Here is a 14,644-nt window from a genome sequence, read left to right as displayed (position 1 = left end):
TCTGGTCTCTTCGGCTTCCCAGCGCCGCCCGACCATGGCAACGGAACGTAGAGGCAAAGAATTGCACCGCAGTTAATTCGGCTGCGTAAACACCGAGCGGATTGCGTGTATCGGCCCATGGTAAATCCAAGTTCGAAACAATCCGTTAAATTGTAAGCATCTGACGCCGGCCTAGCGCGGCCGGTTTACCCGAAGTTATGACCGGCGTGGTCCAATGCCGCCCGCTCGGGCCGGCAAGAACAACCAGGACGACGAGACGGCATGTCCCTTTCCTTCGCCAACAGCATCGCGGTGCAAGGTCGCGCGCGTGCCCTGGTGCCGTTGTGCGTCGGCGCCGGCGCCTATCTGTTCTTCCTTTTTCTCGGCGACACGCTGCTTCAGGATTCCGACTCGTTCTGGCAGATCAAGATCGGGCAATGGATCCTCGATCACCGCGCCATGCCCATGATCGACTTCTATTCCTTCACGCGGACGGGCGCGCCGTGGATCTCGACGTCCTGGCTGTCGCAGGTCGCGTTCGCCTTCTCGCATGCACAATGGGGCTGGGCAGGTCCTGTCATCCTTACCGCGGCCGCCGTCGCGCTCACCGTCGCGATCTTCGTCCATCTGCTCGAGGCGCACATCGGAGCCCCGCGCGCGGTGCTGTTCGCGATGCTGGCGCTGCTGCTGTCGATTCATCACGTGCTGGCGCGCCCGCATATTCTCGCGCTGCCGGTGATGGTGGCGTGGGTCGGCTTGCTGATGGCGGCTGCGAGCCGCAGGAGCGCGCCGTCCTGGACCTGGCTGCCGCTGATGGCGCTGTGGGCGAACCTGCACGGAGGCTTCGTGCTCGGGCTCGCGCTGATCGGCCCGATCTCGCTCGAAGCGGTCGAGCATGCCGAGAAGGGACGGCGGCTTGCCCTGTTCATGCGCTGGGTGCTGTTCGGAATCGGGGCGCTGATCGCGAGCTGCTGCACGCCGTACGGCTGGCGAACGCTGCAGGGCGCGACCAACATTCTCAGCCTCGGCGAGCTGCTGACACTGATCGTCGAATGGATGCCGGCGAACTTCGCCACGTTCACCCCGTTCGAAGGCGCCCTGCTCGCCCTGATCGCATTCGGTTATTATCGCGGCCTGGTGCTGTCGGCACCCCGGATCTTCCTGATCCTGTTCCTGACCTGGAGCGCGTTGAGCCATGTCAGGAGCATCGACGCATTTGCATTCCTGGTGCCGCTGGTGCTGGCAAAGCCGCTCGGCGAGATGTTCCCGCAGCCACAGCCAGAGGCCGCCGCCGGTGCCGAAAGCTGGCCGGGCCGCTACGTCACGGCGCTCGGCGCACTGATGATCGTGGCGGCAAGCTGGACCTCGACCTCGCTCTATCTGGGGCACCACCGCTTCACCTTCACGATGACGCAGACGCCGGTTGCGGCGGTCGACCTGCTCGAGCAACGCAAGTTGCAGCGCGTCTTCAACGCCTACCAGTTCGGCGGCTATCTGATCTCGCGCAATATCCCTGTTTTCGTCGACGGCCGCGCCGAGCTCTACGGCGAGAAATTCATCATGGACTTCTTCAAGGCGACCGAGGGCAAGAAGCCCGAGCTGCTGCCACGCCTGCTCGACGAGCACAAGATCGATGCGACACTGCTGGGCGCGGATGCGCCGGGCCCGCAGATCCTCGACCAGCTCAAGGGCTGGAAGCGGATCTATGCGGACGACATCGCCGTGATCCACGTGCGCGACACCGCAGACGGCGCGACCGAGGCGCCTTCGAAGTGACGACCCGCTCCAGCGCGCGTCTTCGGCCTCAGCGACTTCATCAGATGGTTCCTTCCAGCAAGCCGATCCTGACAGATCCGGCGCGTCCCGACCCGGACCGAGCCGTGGCGATGATCGTGCTTGCGATGCTGGCTGTGGTCTCGTTTGTTCCGGTGCTGCTGACGCCCATTCCGGCGATGGTCGATTATCCCAATCACCTCGCCCGCATGTCTGTTCTGAGCCAGAACGGCACCGCGGGTGCAAATCCGTACTACGAGGTGAGGTGGGCCTTCTATCCCAACCTCGGAATGGACCTGCTGGTCCCGCAGCTGGCGCGGTTGATGAGCGTCGAGAACGCGACGCGGCTGTTTCTGTTGCTGAGCCAATGCCTGATCGTCACCGGTGCGCTTCTGCTCGAATGGGTCAAGAAGGGACGCATCCATCTCGCCGGTTTCGCCGCGCTCGCTTTCCTCTATTGCCTGCCGTTCAGCTGGGGTTTCGTGAACTTCGAGTTCGGGCTCGGCCTCGCGCTCTGGGGCATCGCCGTCTATCTGATGCTGGCCGAAGGCCCCTGGCCGCTGCGCTTCATGGCCAATCTGATCTTCGTCGCCGCGCTCTATGTGGCGCATTTCTTTTCGCTCGGCATCTATGGCGCAACGCTCGGCCTTTTCGAGCTGTCGCGCATCCGCCAAGGGCGGGTCGCGTATCCCGTCGCGGCCGCGCGGCTGGGCGCGCTGGCCCTACCGGCGCTTGCGCTGCTTGCGATCATGCATGTCACGGCAGGCGCGATCGGAAGCCAAGGCAACGATTGGTTCCTCGCATTCAAGCCGGTCTGGCCGCTCCGCATCATGAACGGCTACAACCTGACGGCCGCGGCGGTGACCGGGCTGACCCTCATGACCGCGTTGCTGTTCGCCGCAAGGCGCGGCGTGCTCAGGCTCGAGCCCGCCGGGATCTGGATCGCGCTCGGTCTTGCGCTCCTGTACGTGGCCATTCCCTCGAGACTGTTCGGGACCTCTTTCGCCGACCTCCGCGTGTTTCCTGCTGCGGCGCTGATCCTGCCGGCGTTCTGCTCGCTGTCGCTGCCAAGCCGGGCTTGGCGGATGGCTGCACTCGCTGCGATCAGCGGCATCACGCTGATCAATCTCGCCGTTGTCTTCACGGTATGGCTGCCCTACCGCGCTGACTACGCGGCCATTGTCGAGTCGTTCCGCAAGGTCGAACGCGGCTCGCGCGTCCTCGTCAGCAATGCGGACGAAGCGGGCGACCCGCCCTTCGCCGATCTCACCGCGTATCCGATGTATTATGCGCCAACGCTGGCGGTGCACTATGCCAACGCGTTCGTGCCCAATCTCTTCACGGAGGCGGGCAAGCAGCCTGTTCGGGCCGTCGAGGCCGTGCGCCATCTTGCCACTCCGGATGGCGGATTGGTGTCCTCAGGCCTTCTCACCGCGATAGCAGCGGGCCGCCCGCCGGCGGACTCGCCGCGCTGTGTCCGCACCTGGTACCGGGATTTCGACTACCTCTATGTGCTGGGACCGCGGGCCGCAAACCCGCTGCCGGATCTGCTGGAACTATTGCAGACCTCGGATCGGTTCGTCCTCTATAGGATTCGCCGCAAGTCCTGAGAAAGGCGACCTTAACCACCTGCCCATAGACTTCCGCCCCTGCAACCCAGCTGGACTCCTTCGCATGGCGGCCAATTCCGGACCGATCCGCTACAGCCTCGTCATTCCCGTGTTCAACGAGGAAGCCGTACTGCCGATATTGTTACGCCGGCTCGACTTGCTGCTGTCCCGGCTCGACGGGCCGGCAGAGGCGATTTTCGTCGACGACGGCAGCAGCGATTCCAGCTCGATCGTGCTACAGGCACTCGCTGTGCGCGACGCCCGCTTTCGCTATATCGGCCTGTCGCGGAATTTCGGCCATCAAGTCGCCATCACCGCCGGCATGGACGCCGCGCAGGGTGACGCGATCATCGTCATGGACGCCGATTTGCAGGATCCGCCCGAAGTGATCGAGCAATTGATCGCGAAATGGCACGAAGGCAATGACGTCGTCCACGCCCGCCGCCTGTCGCGCGAGGGAGAGAGCCCATTCAAGCGCGCGACCGCACACCTGTTCTACCGGCTGCTCGGCAAGATGTCCTCCGTCGGCATCCCCGCCGACGTCGGCGACTTCCGCCTGATCGATCGCAAGGTGCTGGACGCGCTCAGGCAGATGCCGGAGCAGGATCGCTTCGTACGCGGCATGATCGCCTGGCTCGGCTTCCGCCAAGCCGAGGTCGCCTTCCATCGTCTCGAGCGCGCCGCGGGCGAGACCAAGTACCCCCTGTTCAAGATGATCCGACTCGCGGTGAACGCCGCGCTCGGCTTTTCCGATCTGCCCTTGCGCCTGGCGATCTGGTGCGGATTGACCGTCTCGGCATTCGCACTGCTCTACGGCGGCTGGGTCATCGTGATGTGGCTGAGCAACGACACTCATCTCGTGACCGGCTGGTCCTCGACCATCGTCCTCCTCTCGCTGTTGTGTGGAATGAACATGCTGATGACGGGGATCGTGGGCCTTTACGTCGGCCGCATCCATGCCGAAGTAAAGCGCCGTCCACTGTACGTGGTCCAGAAGCGAGCCGGCTTCGATCGCAACGAGGCGGCGACTGTACCTGCCAAGCACGCAATCAACGAGTGATCCGCCGCAATCATCTCGGACGTGAGGCCAACACCTGGTCTTCGATGCTGCTGCCGAGCGGGCTTTACTGCATCTCCCGGCGCTTGTGGACGACCGCCACATCGTCGCTGTACACGCGCTGCCAGTGCGGCAGCCGGTCAAGCATCGCTGTGGCGGGCGTATTCGGTGCGAGCAGCGTCGCGCGGATCTTGTAGTCGTCGAGCAGCTTGAGAAAATCTCCGAGGTCAATCAGCGCCAGGGCGCGATTGTAGCGTTCGATGAACGGTCCGCCGAACAGTTCCGCGCGGCCGTCGATGAAGGTGGGAATGCCGGCAAAGACCAAATAGCCGCCGAAGGAATAATCGTTGAGCAGCGGCCCCGCCTTGGCGAGGTCGGCACGAGCGACGGCCGCCTCGGGGGTAATGAGGTGAGCCGGCCGGATGTCGCGCGCCAGCGCCAATCCACTCATCGCGGCCAAGATGCCGAATGCCGCCAGGTTCAAGCCGCGCGAGGAGCGGTCGGTCTCGTTCCCGCTCGGCCCGCCGAACCTCCGGGCCAGCGGGGCCGCGAGGTAGAGCGGCGCCAGCATGGCCAGCAGATCCGCATTGCGCATCTGCGCCAGCGCGAAATGGAGCAAGCCGATCACCACCAGGGTCCGCACGACCGGCAGCGTGACGCCGCGCGAGAGCGCGAAGATGCCCCCCAGCAACAGCAGCTCGAAGCCGCCGATGCGGCTGAAATCCTGCGGCCGCCATTCCGCGATCCAGGCGAGCGCGGGACCGAGGCCGAGTGTCGTGATCGGCATCAGCAGCGGTTCCGGCCCATGCGGCGTCAGGCAGGATGCGGCGACGGCAAGCAGTGTGAATGGCACCCAGCGCAGCAGCACCCGTGGCCATTGGCTTCGCTCCTCGCGCAGCAGCGCCTCGAGCACCACGGGTCCAATCAAGCCAAGCGCCAACACTCCGCTGCCGTGCAGATTGCCCCACACGACCAGCAGCGGCAGGGCCCAGTATGGTGGCGGCCTGCCATGATCCATGCAACGCACCAGGGCAGCCGCCCAGATCACCATGATGGGCATCACGAGCACGTGTGGCCGCGCCAGCATGTGCGGCGCCGTCAGGATGACGGCCGCGATCACCATGATCAGCGTCTGGGTCGGCGACAGCTCGCGCAGCAGGAAGTATGTGAGCAGACCAAAGGCGAGTGCGATCGCCGCGGCCGCGACGACGACGACGCCGGGCCAGCCGGACAGGACGTAGGCTCCGGCATAGATGACTTCCGACAGCCATTCGAACGTGATCCAGGGCGCGCCATGCTTCGAAAACGAAAATGGATCGCTCGTCGGCAGGGTCCCATGCGCCATGATCCAGCGCCCGAGCTCGACGTGAGAATAGCTGTCGGGATCTCCGAGCAGCTTCGGGCCGACAGCCAGCAACACAGCGTAGACGGCGAGCCCCACAGCCCAAGGGAGCACTGCACGCGCCGAAAACGGTTGAACCGCGCTGGAGACGACCTGATCAGTCATGGCGGGCCAAGCTAGGCCTTAATTGTTAAGGTGTTCTTTAATGTTTCACCGAACGCGCGTGCGGAAGCGAGAGAACCGCCATCGCAACGCCCGGGTCCTCCGCCGAAACGCCACGCGGGCGCTATCGCACGAGATCGATCAGGAGCAATGCGGCGCTTGTGAACAGTCCTGCGATCGGCACCCAAATGGGCACGAGGAACACGCCGGCGGGAGGCTTGGATTCTCTCGTCTTGATGCGAAGAAGCGCCAGGTTGACCAGGACGAAGATCCCGAGCGTCAGGCGTGAGGTCCATTCGGCCAATCCGGTCAAGGGAACGCCAAGGGAGAGGATCAGGATGGCGCCCACGCCGAAGAGGGTTGCAACCACCGGCGCGCCGCTTCTGGCGTTCACCCGGGCCAGAAAGGCCGGAAGGCTGCCTTGGTCCGCAAGCCCGTACAGCACACGTCCGATCATCAGCATGTGAACGATGATCCCGTTGACCGTCGCAACGATCGCAATGACGCTCAAGACCGAGAGGGGAAGACCGGTCAACCGCTGAAAGACAAGTGCAAGCGGAGCCGAGGCGTGCGCGAGCTCGGCCGGGGGCACCGCGACCACCGCAACCCAGACGACGATCATGTAGAGGAGCGCGGTCACGCCGAGGGTGATGAAGAGCGCCCAAGGCAACGTTTGGGACGGATTCTTCATTTCCTCGGAGATGTTCACGAGGTGCTCGAACCCGATGAACGCAAACACGGCGAGCAGCGACGTCTGTGCGATCCCGGTCCACGCTGCTTTATCGCTCAAGGGAGCCAACAGTTCGGGCAGCCGGGAGACCAGGGCGTCGCCCTCAAACAGCCCGGCTCCGACAATGAGGACCAATCCTCCGATCTCCACGACCGTCATCAAGCCGGCGAAGCTGATGGACTGAACCGCGGACAGGCAGGCGATCGCTCCCATCGCGAGCACGACGCTGGCGATGATCCAGCTGGCCGGCAGCGGCAGGAACACGCTGATGTAGCCGGCGCTCCCAACGGTGATGGTCGCGCCCGAAATCGTCGCTGCAGCCACCACGAGCAACCCTGTGGCACCGCTGAGCCATTTTCGATGAAACGCGGCCTGGACATAGGCGGCCTCGCTCGCCGCAACCGGCAGTCGCGTGCCCAGTTCGGCAAAGCTCCCGGCCGTCACGCCCATCACGACCGCGGCAGCGAGGAACGCCAGAGGTGCATGCATTCCGCTCCGGGCGGCGGCCGCGCCCACCAGGACGTAGATTCCGGCGCCGATCGTCACGCCGAGCCCGTAGAGGACCGCGTGCGTGAGCGTCAGCGATCTGACCAGTTTCGTAGACCCGAGCGGCGCCACCTCCTGCATCACCAGCCGTCAATGCGAAAACAGGATCGGGATCGGCGGCTTGGACAGCAGGCCCCTGGTCGCGCCGCCGAGCACGAATTCCCGCCACCTCGGCGTTCCGTACGCGCCCATCACGAGGACGTCGATGCCGTGGGATAGCACGTAAGATGCAAGGATCTCGTCGATCGGCTTGCCCTCGGCATCGATCTCATCGCGCACAACCTCGATGCCATGACGAGCGAGGTTCTTCGCCAGTTCTTGGCCGGAATGTCTGGAATCCAGGGGCTTTTCATTGGTGACAGTCACGAGGCGCACACTTCTTGCGATTTCGAGCAAAGGAAGTGCGTCGGAAACCGCTCGCGCAGCGGTGCGGCTGAAGTCCCAAGCCACGCAGATGGCATCGAGCCGCAACGGACGCGACCGCGGGCCGGTGGGAAGGATCAGCGTCGGCCTGCCGGATTCGAAGATCACCTCCTCGGCGTATCCCAGATCATGGGAGTCCGGCACCGCCATGATCGTGAGATCGCGAAGCCTTGCATAGTCGACCAGCAGCGCGGCCTCGCTGGCGGTTGCACATTGCTCGAAGATGGTCTCATGCCGGACGCCGGATTTGTCGGCGGAGGCTTCGAATGCGGCAAGCAGGGCTTTCGCATTCCCGCGGCTCTTGGCGGCCTCGCGAGCAACAAGCGCGGGTATGTCCAGGATGAGATCGCCGAGCAGGCTTGCGCGCACTTCCGCATGGACCTCGCAGGAAATGGCTGCGAGGTGCGCACCCAGGGCGGCGGCCACCGAGACGGCACCGTCGATCACCGAAACCGGCGTCGGCTCCGGATAGCTCGCCAGGGTCAACAGAACATCCTTGAAAGCCATGTGTGCCTCCTTTGACGAGGCGGAACCTAACGCCGTCGAGATGCTCCTTCTTGACCCACCGCAACCGATTCAGCCGGATGGCTGTGGCAAAACGGCCCAGGCTCGAACGATGCGCCGGAACAGAACGCTCTGGTTCGGCGGCGCCTGCGTTGCGGGATGGGCCAGCGCATGCCAGCTCGCGAAGGCGCGCTCGGACAATAAAAAACGCGGCGTTACCGCCGCGCTTTTCGATTCTCAACTGCCGCTTGGAATTACGCCTGCGGCTGCGGCTCGAGGCCCGGATCCGGATCGGGACGCGGGCGCGGCTTGCCGGCCGGGGGCACGGCGGAGGCGCGCGGGGTGGTCGGCTCGAGCACCGACTCGCGGTTTGGCTTCTTGCCCTTGAGCAGGTCGACGATCTCATCGCCGGTCAGCGTCTCGAACTCGAGCAGGCCCTTGGCCAGCGTCTCGAGATCGGCGCGCTTCTCGGTGAGGATGCGCGTCGCCTCCTTGTAGCCTTCCTCGACCAGGCGCTTGATCTCGGAATCGATCTTCTGGACGGTGGCTTCGGAGGCGTTCTGCGTGCGCGACACCGACATGCCGAGGAAGACCTCGTCCTGGTTCTCGCCATAGGAGACGGTGCCGAGCTCTTCCGACAGGCCCCAGCGCGTCACCATCATGCGGGCCAAGCGCGTGGCCTGCTCGATGTCGGAGGCCGCACCCGAGGTCACCTTCTCGCGGCCGAAGATCAGCTCTTCGGCGACGCGGCCGCCCATCATGATGGCGAGGCGCGAGGTCATCTGCTCCAGCGACATCGACAGCTTGTCGCGCTCGGGCAGCTGCATGACCATGCCGAGCGCACGGCCGCGCGGGATGATGGTCGCCTTGTGGATCGGATCGGTCGCGGGCACGTTGAGGCCGACGATGGCGTGGCCGCCCTCGTGATAGGCCGTGAGCAGCTTCTCTTCCTCGGTCATGACGAGCGACTTGCGCTCGGCGCCCATCATCACCTTGTCCTTGGCCTCCTCGAACTCGGCCTGCGTCACCATCCGCTTGTTGCGGCGGGCGGCGGTCAAAGCGGCCTCGTTGACGAGGTTCATCAGGTCGGCGCCGGAGAAGCCCGGGGTGCCGCGCGCGATGGTCTTGAGATTGATATCGGGCGCCAGCGGAACCTTGCGAACATGCACCTTCAGGATCTGCTCGCGGCCGACGACGTCGGGGTTCGGCACCACGACCTGACGGTCGAAGCGGCCCGGACGCAGCAGCGCGGGATCGAGCACGTCGGGACGGTTGGTGGCGGCGATCAGGATCACGCCCTCGTTGGCCTCGAAGCCGTCCATCTCGACGAGCAGCTGGTTCAGCGTCTGCTCGCGCTCGTCATTGCCGCCGCCGAGACCGGCGCCACGGTGACGACCGACGGCATCGATTTCGTCGATGAAGATGATGCAGGGCGCATTCTTCTTGGCCTGCTCGAACATGTCGCGGACGCGGCTCGCGCCGACGCCGACGAACATCTCGACGAAGTCGGAACCGGAGATGGTGAAGAACGGCACGTTGGCTTCGCCCGCGACCGCGCGCGCGATCAGGGTCTTACCGGTGCCGGGAGGGCCGACCAGCAGCACGCCGCGCGGAATGCGGCCGCCGAGGCGCTGGAATTTGCCGGGGTCGCGCAGGAACTCGACGATCTCCTGCAGGTCCTGCTTGGCCTCGTCGACGCCGGCGACGTCCTCGAAGGTGACGCGGCCATGGGCCTCCGTCAGCATCTTCGCACGCGACTTGCCGAAGCCCATCGCCTTGCCGGCGCCGCCCTGCATCTGCCGCGACAGGAAGATCCAGACGCCGATCAGCGCGATGAAGGGCAGCCAGGAGACTAAGAGCGAGACGAACCACGGCACGTTGTCGCCGGGCGGCTTCGCGGTGATCTGCACCTTGCTGTCATAGAGGCGCTTCACCAGCGTCGGGTCGTTCGGCGCGTAAGTCTGGAAGCTGGAGCCGTTGGTAAAGGTGCCGTGGATGTCCGGCCCCTGGATCACGACGTCGCGCACATTGCCGCGGTCAACTTCGCTCAGCAGCTGCGAGAAGGCGATGTCCTGCGAGGAGGCCCGCTGACCCGGATTCTGGAAGAGCGTGAACAACGCCAACAGCAGCAAGACAATGATGACCCAGAGGGCGAAATTGCGCAGATTGGCGTTCATCGATCTTCCTTCGTGGTCGCGCGGATCGCGGCCGTGATCCTTGGGCAGTTGATTTGGTCAATGCGAGGAAATCCCAAGGAATCCTCATCGTTAGACGGATACAATTTAGGTGCCGCCCCGGTCGCTGCCAAGGGAACGAGATGGGACTATTTATCCCATCTTAGCGCGATTCCCGCTGAAATCATGGCGTCCGAACCCGGGTTTTTCCTGCCTGGTTAAGGTGGCCTGACGGCACGGACGCGAATTGACCAGTGTCATGATCCGCTCTCGTCGCGCTCATCTGCCCTTGCGCCGCCGGGCCGGCGCCGGCGCGATCTGGATACGCCCGCCGGCAAGGCTGATCAAGGCTCCTGCGAGGGTCTGCTTCAGGACCGGCCGGCCATTTGCGGCCGCGCGGGGGCTGGCGATCGCCCGATCAAGGACGGACATCAGGGTTTCGACTTTGCCGAGTTCCGCCGGCCCCTCATGGCCGAGCGCGTCGATGGCCCGCAGCAGGAGCCGCAGCCGCACCTCCTCCGGCAGGGCCGCAAAGGCCGAGGCCTCGAAGCTCCTGACGCCCGCCTGCGGCGCATCGCCGCGAGCCCGCAGGCGGAGGAAGCGCTCGGCGCCGTCGGCGAGCACCTCGACCGCCGCATTGGCCCGCGCCAGCCTTGCCGCGAGCCGGGCCAGATTTCTGGCATCGCCGCCCTCGGCCGCGAGGAGCGGCAGCAGCGCGCGCAGCCGCGGCCGTGTGAAGGCGGTGTCGCGGTTAGTGGGATCCTCGGCAAAGCCGATCCTCGCCCGCCGCAAGGTCGCGATCAGCTGCGATTTCGGAACGTCGAGCAACGGACGCGCCAGCACGATTCCGTCGCGATCGGTGAATGGAGCCATGGCGGAGAGTCCGGCAAGTCCGCTGCCGCGGAACAGGCGCATCAACAGGGTCTCGGCCTGATCGTCGCGGGTGTGGGCTGTCAGGACATGGCTCGCGCCGGCGGCACGCGCGGCCTGTGCGAGCAGGCGATAGCGGGCCTCGCGCGCAGCGGCAGGCAGCCCCGTCTTCGGCTTTTCACCGCGCCAGCGCAGGGTCCGGTGCGGCAATCCGAGCGCTGCGGCGAGCCGCTTGACCTCGCGCGCCTCGCGGGCGGCCTCCGGGCGCAGGCCGTGATCAATCGTGACGACCGTGATTTGCGGGCCTCGCGCGAGGCTGCGCTGCCAGCGCGCCGCGAGCCACATCAGGGCAACCGAGTCGGGCCCGCCGGAGACCGCGAGCACCAGCGCGGGGGCATCTCTCAGGCCCGCGAAGAGCCGCCTCGCCTCGCGCGCCGAGATCGGTGAATCGTCGTCGTCTGACATGACGCTGCAATCATCCGCGGATGGATCGAATGTTTAGCGCAACGCCATCCGCTTTGTCAGCGGATCAGCACTTCACCCGCTTCTGCTCGCGATCGACGGTGGCTTTGACGCCGGCGGAGGCGCGGGGATATTTGCGGCCGATCTCGCCGAAGGCGGCGCAGGCGGCCTCCTTCTCCTTCAGCGCGGCGAGCGACTGGCCGAGCCGCAGCAGCGCATCCGGCGCCTTGGCCGATTTCTCGTATTTGGTCGTGACGGCGAGGAACGCTTCGGCGGAATCGCGATATTGCTGGCGCTGGAAATAGCTCTCGCCGAGCCAGTATTGCGCGTCGCCGACCAGCGGGTCGCTCGGAAATTTCTGCGTGAAGTTCTTCATGGTCTGCTCGGCCAGCGCGTAGTCCTTGCGCTGCATGTAGCCAATGCCGAGGTCGAACTCGTCGCGGGGCGTCGCCGACGGCGGCAGGGTGGCCAAAGCAGCGCCACCGGCCGGTGCGGGATAACCCGATTGTGCCGGCGGATAGCCGGGCTGCGCGGCCGGCGGCACACCTTGCTGGTAGCGCGGGCTGGTGTTGGCGAGATCGAGCGGCTCGCCCGCATTGCGGCCGCCGCCAGGCGTGACCGCCGGCATCGGCTGCTGCCCGCCGCCGAGTGCGCGCGGCGCGCCGGGTGCATTCGGGTTCTGGTTCGGGTCGAAGGCATCGCCGCGGCGGCGCGTGCCGGGTGCACCGGGCGCCGGCTGCTCCTGAACGATCGGTGCGGGCGCGGCGATCTGCGGCTGCTCGTAGCTCGGCTGCGCGGCTTGCTGTTGCGGCGGCGGCTGGCGATAGCCGGGCGCGACCTGACCTGGTGCAATCTGGCTCGGTGCGATCTGCGCGGGCGGCATCGCCGCGACGTTGGGTGCCTGCCCGGGCGCCCCTTGCGCGCCGCCCTCGAGCGCCCGCAGGCGCTCTTCGAGCTGGCGGTTGCGATATTGCAGCTCCTCGTTCTGGCCGGTGAGCTGGCGCAGCCGGTTCTCCAGCCGCTCGATCCGCATCTCCGGGTCGGCATCATCCGACTGCCCGTAGACCGATTGCGCAAGCGCGGGCGAGCACAAGGAGAGCAGCGCGGCGGTCGCCGCGGTACCGGTAAAAGCCTTAAATCTGGATGACATCTTGCCCTGACGACGAAAGCGAAATGGCCTGCGACGGAACCCTCGACGCGCCACACATTGAAGTGGAGTACGCCAAAAATGTGACTGATACCAAGGGGTTTTCAGTCACAGAATGCTGAAACGAAACCGGCGCCCGAGAGGGCGCCGGCATCATCCAATTGCAAAGCTGAACGGGGCCTGACTGATCGCCGGGGACCTGACTGATCGTCAGGAGCTGGCGTTCAGGACAGTGACGGCGCGGCGGTTCTGCGACCAGCAGGAGATGTCGTTACAGACGGCGACCGGCCGTTCCTTGCCGTAGGAGATCGTGCGCATGCGGTTCGGGTCGATGCCGCGCGAGGCGAGGAACGAACGCACCGACTGGGCACGGCGGGCGCCGAGCGCGATGTTGTATTCGCGGGTGCCGCGCTCGTCGGCATGACCTTCGATGGTGAAGGCGTAGCGCGGATAGGTTTGCAGCCACTGCGCCTGCTTCTCCAGGGTCACGATCGCCTGCGGGGTCAGGTCGGTCTGGTCGCTTTCGAAGAACACGCGGTCGCCGACGTTGACGACGAAGTCCTGCTGGCTGCCGGGCGTCGCCGCATTGGCCATCGCATCCGTCGCGGCATTCTTGTTGGCGCAGGCGCCCATCGACAGCGCGACGGCGAGCACCGCGGCCAGCTTCAATCCCTGGAGGATACGCATAGGATGTCTCATTCCGGAGCCTCCACGCTCACGTTAGTCCACTGCTGTCCGGTCTACAGGGGGTTGGTTAAGCGAACGTTCCGTCAACCTTGACGGAACCTTGCCTCAGCCGGTCAAATGCCCCCAACCAGCGAAAAGCAAACGTCATGGTTAATGGGTTGTAAATGTGGCGCGAGGGTGAAGGCAAGCCGCGTCGGCCGGCAAAAGAGCCGGCACTTGCTGGAATTTTGGGCCGAAATGACTGGGGAGCGCCCGCCTAGACCGAACCGAGCGCTTGAGAGGCCACGTCCAGGGTCCGCGGCGTGGTGAGCAGAATCGGCCGCGTGGCGGCCTGGCGGGGGATGCTGCGTTCAAACAGCATGCGCCGCTCGAACGCACTGGAGCGCATGATCGGAAAGCGCGCCAGCACCTTGTCGCGCTGCCGCCGGACGTCTGTCGCCATCAGGACCGCCTTCTTGGTGGGCCAGCCCGGAAAGCCCCGCGGCTCCGGCGAAATGGTCTCGTGCAGGAAGATGCGGCGGTAGAACGCCTGATGATCGGTCCGGATCATGGCAAGGCCGGTGTCGGCGTTGAAATGATCGCACGCGACAAAGGCGAGGCGGACGGTCAAATAGGGCAGCTCGGGAAAGCGGTGGTGCTTGTCGGGATCTGCAACGAGCCGGCACGGATCGACAAAAACCTCGCCGCGATCGAGGCGGGGATGCAGGATGTCGCCGAACACCTCGGTGGTATAGGACATCCGCCATTCCGACGTCAGCAGATGGATGCGGACAGAGCTGCAAAAGCTCTCCGTCAACGTAGACCCCGAAATTCCAGGTGTTGGGCGTTTCGTCGAAACGATCGCTGACGCGCAGTGAAGGTGATGGCTCGATCAGACCGGCCTGCAGATAGGCGCGGTAGCGCATCAGATACAGGTTGTCCTTGTCCTCGGGCGTTTCGATGAGCCGATAATCGATGCGGTCAAACAACGCGGCGCCTCGTGGAAGGAGCGCCGTGTTCGGTTCGGCTCCGGACTTCATCTGCAACCTCTGACTCCAAGCAACTTCCACGAGTAGCCAGACCTTAATGGTTCCTTAACGGAATTGCAAAGCTATAGAATCGTTAGGGTTAACCTTTGCGAGCCCGCAAGACTACGGTGCAGATGGGAGCCGATTGCGGGAGCGGAGCTGCCGGGAAGG

At 65.1% G+C, this 14,644-nt stretch carries 10 protein-coding genes and 1 pseudogene; 3 read left to right on the top strand and 8 right to left on the bottom strand.

Translation table 11 applies throughout. The features are described 5' to 3' along the window. Window positions 1–261 precede the first annotated feature (261 nt). The 3 genes from ABIA40_RS36380 (at window position 262) to ABIA40_RS36370 (ending at window position 4,422) form a co-directional block, all read left to right on the top strand. Window positions 262–1,755 carry a hypothetical protein gene (locus ABIA40_RS36380; RefSeq protein WP_404546017.1) on the top strand — a complete coding sequence of 498 codons (1,494 nt, stop codon included), beginning with the start codon at window positions 262–264 and terminating at the stop codon, window positions 1,753–1,755. Between the two features lie 44 nt (window positions 1,756–1,799). Then, window positions 1,800–3,362, top strand: a complete 1,563-nt coding sequence (locus ABIA40_RS36375; RefSeq protein ID WP_404546015.1) for a hypothetical protein — start codon at window positions 1,800–1,802, stop codon at window positions 3,360–3,362. A 64-nt stretch (window positions 3,363–3,426) separates the two neighbouring features. After that, window positions 3,427–4,422: a glycosyltransferase family 2 protein gene (locus ABIA40_RS36370; RefSeq protein WP_275498063.1), complete on the top strand. Its 996-nt coding sequence runs from the start codon at window positions 3,427–3,429 to the stop codon at window positions 4,420–4,422. Between the two features lie 64 nt (window positions 4,423–4,486). Here the strand turns inward: ABIA40_RS36370 and ABIA40_RS36365 are convergent, their stop codons facing one another. From ABIA40_RS36365 to ABIA40_RS36330, 8 genes and pseudogenes are all read right to left on the bottom strand, one after another. Continuing rightward, window positions 4,487–5,926: a hypothetical protein gene (locus ABIA40_RS36365; RefSeq protein WP_404546014.1), complete on the bottom strand. Its 1,440-nt coding sequence runs from the start codon at window positions 5,924–5,926 to the stop codon at window positions 4,487–4,489. 121 nt (window positions 5,927–6,047) lie between these two features. Next, window positions 6,048–7,280: an APC family permease gene (locus ABIA40_RS36360; protein ID WP_404546012.1), complete on the bottom strand. Its 1,233-nt coding sequence runs from the start codon at window positions 7,278–7,280 to the stop codon at window positions 6,048–6,050. A gap of 9 nt (window positions 7,281–7,289) precedes the next feature. Continuing rightward, a complete protein-coding gene (locus ABIA40_RS36355) occupies window positions 7,290–8,129 on the bottom strand; it encodes a universal stress protein (protein WP_404546010.1) in 840 nt (279 codons plus the stop codon). 251 nt (window positions 8,130–8,380) lie between these two features. Beyond that, entirely contained in the window at window positions 8,381–10,303 is a 1,923-nt protein-coding gene (gene ftsH, locus ABIA40_RS36350; RefSeq protein WP_035998585.1) for an ATP-dependent zinc metalloprotease FtsH, read from the bottom strand. A 276-nt stretch (window positions 10,304–10,579) separates the two neighbouring features. Next, window positions 10,580–11,635, bottom strand: coding sequence for a tRNA lysidine(34) synthetase TilS (tilS, locus tag ABIA40_RS36345; protein ID WP_271542935.1), 1,056 nt, complete (start codon window positions 11,633–11,635; stop codon window positions 10,580–10,582). 64 nt (window positions 11,636–11,699) lie between these two features. After that, the gene (gene ybgF / locus ABIA40_RS36340) at window positions 11,700–12,782 is read right to left on the bottom strand and encodes a tol-pal system protein YbgF (protein ID WP_404546007.1); all 1,083 of its coding nucleotides are present in this window, start codon (window positions 12,780–12,782) and stop codon (window positions 11,700–11,702) included. A gap of 207 nt (window positions 12,783–12,989) precedes the next feature. Next, a complete protein-coding gene (pal, locus tag ABIA40_RS36335; RefSeq protein WP_157283802.1) occupies window positions 12,990–13,478 on the bottom strand; it encodes a peptidoglycan-associated lipoprotein Pal in 489 nt (162 codons plus the stop codon). Window positions 13,479–13,722: 244 nt separating this feature from the next. Beyond that, a pseudogene (locus ABIA40_RS36330) lies at window positions 13,723–14,485 on the bottom strand (N-acyl amino acid synthase FeeM domain-containing protein). Window positions 14,486–14,644: the final 159 nt, after the last annotated feature.

It is taken from the genome of Bradyrhizobium sp. USDA 223 (assembly GCF_044909005.1).
GTDB classification, from domain to species: Bacteria; Pseudomonadota; Alphaproteobacteria; order Rhizobiales; family Xanthobacteraceae; genus Bradyrhizobium; species Bradyrhizobium yuanmingense.
The sequence above is the reverse complement of the archived record's forward strand: the minus strand, read 5'-3'. Positions and strand labels throughout refer to the sequence as shown.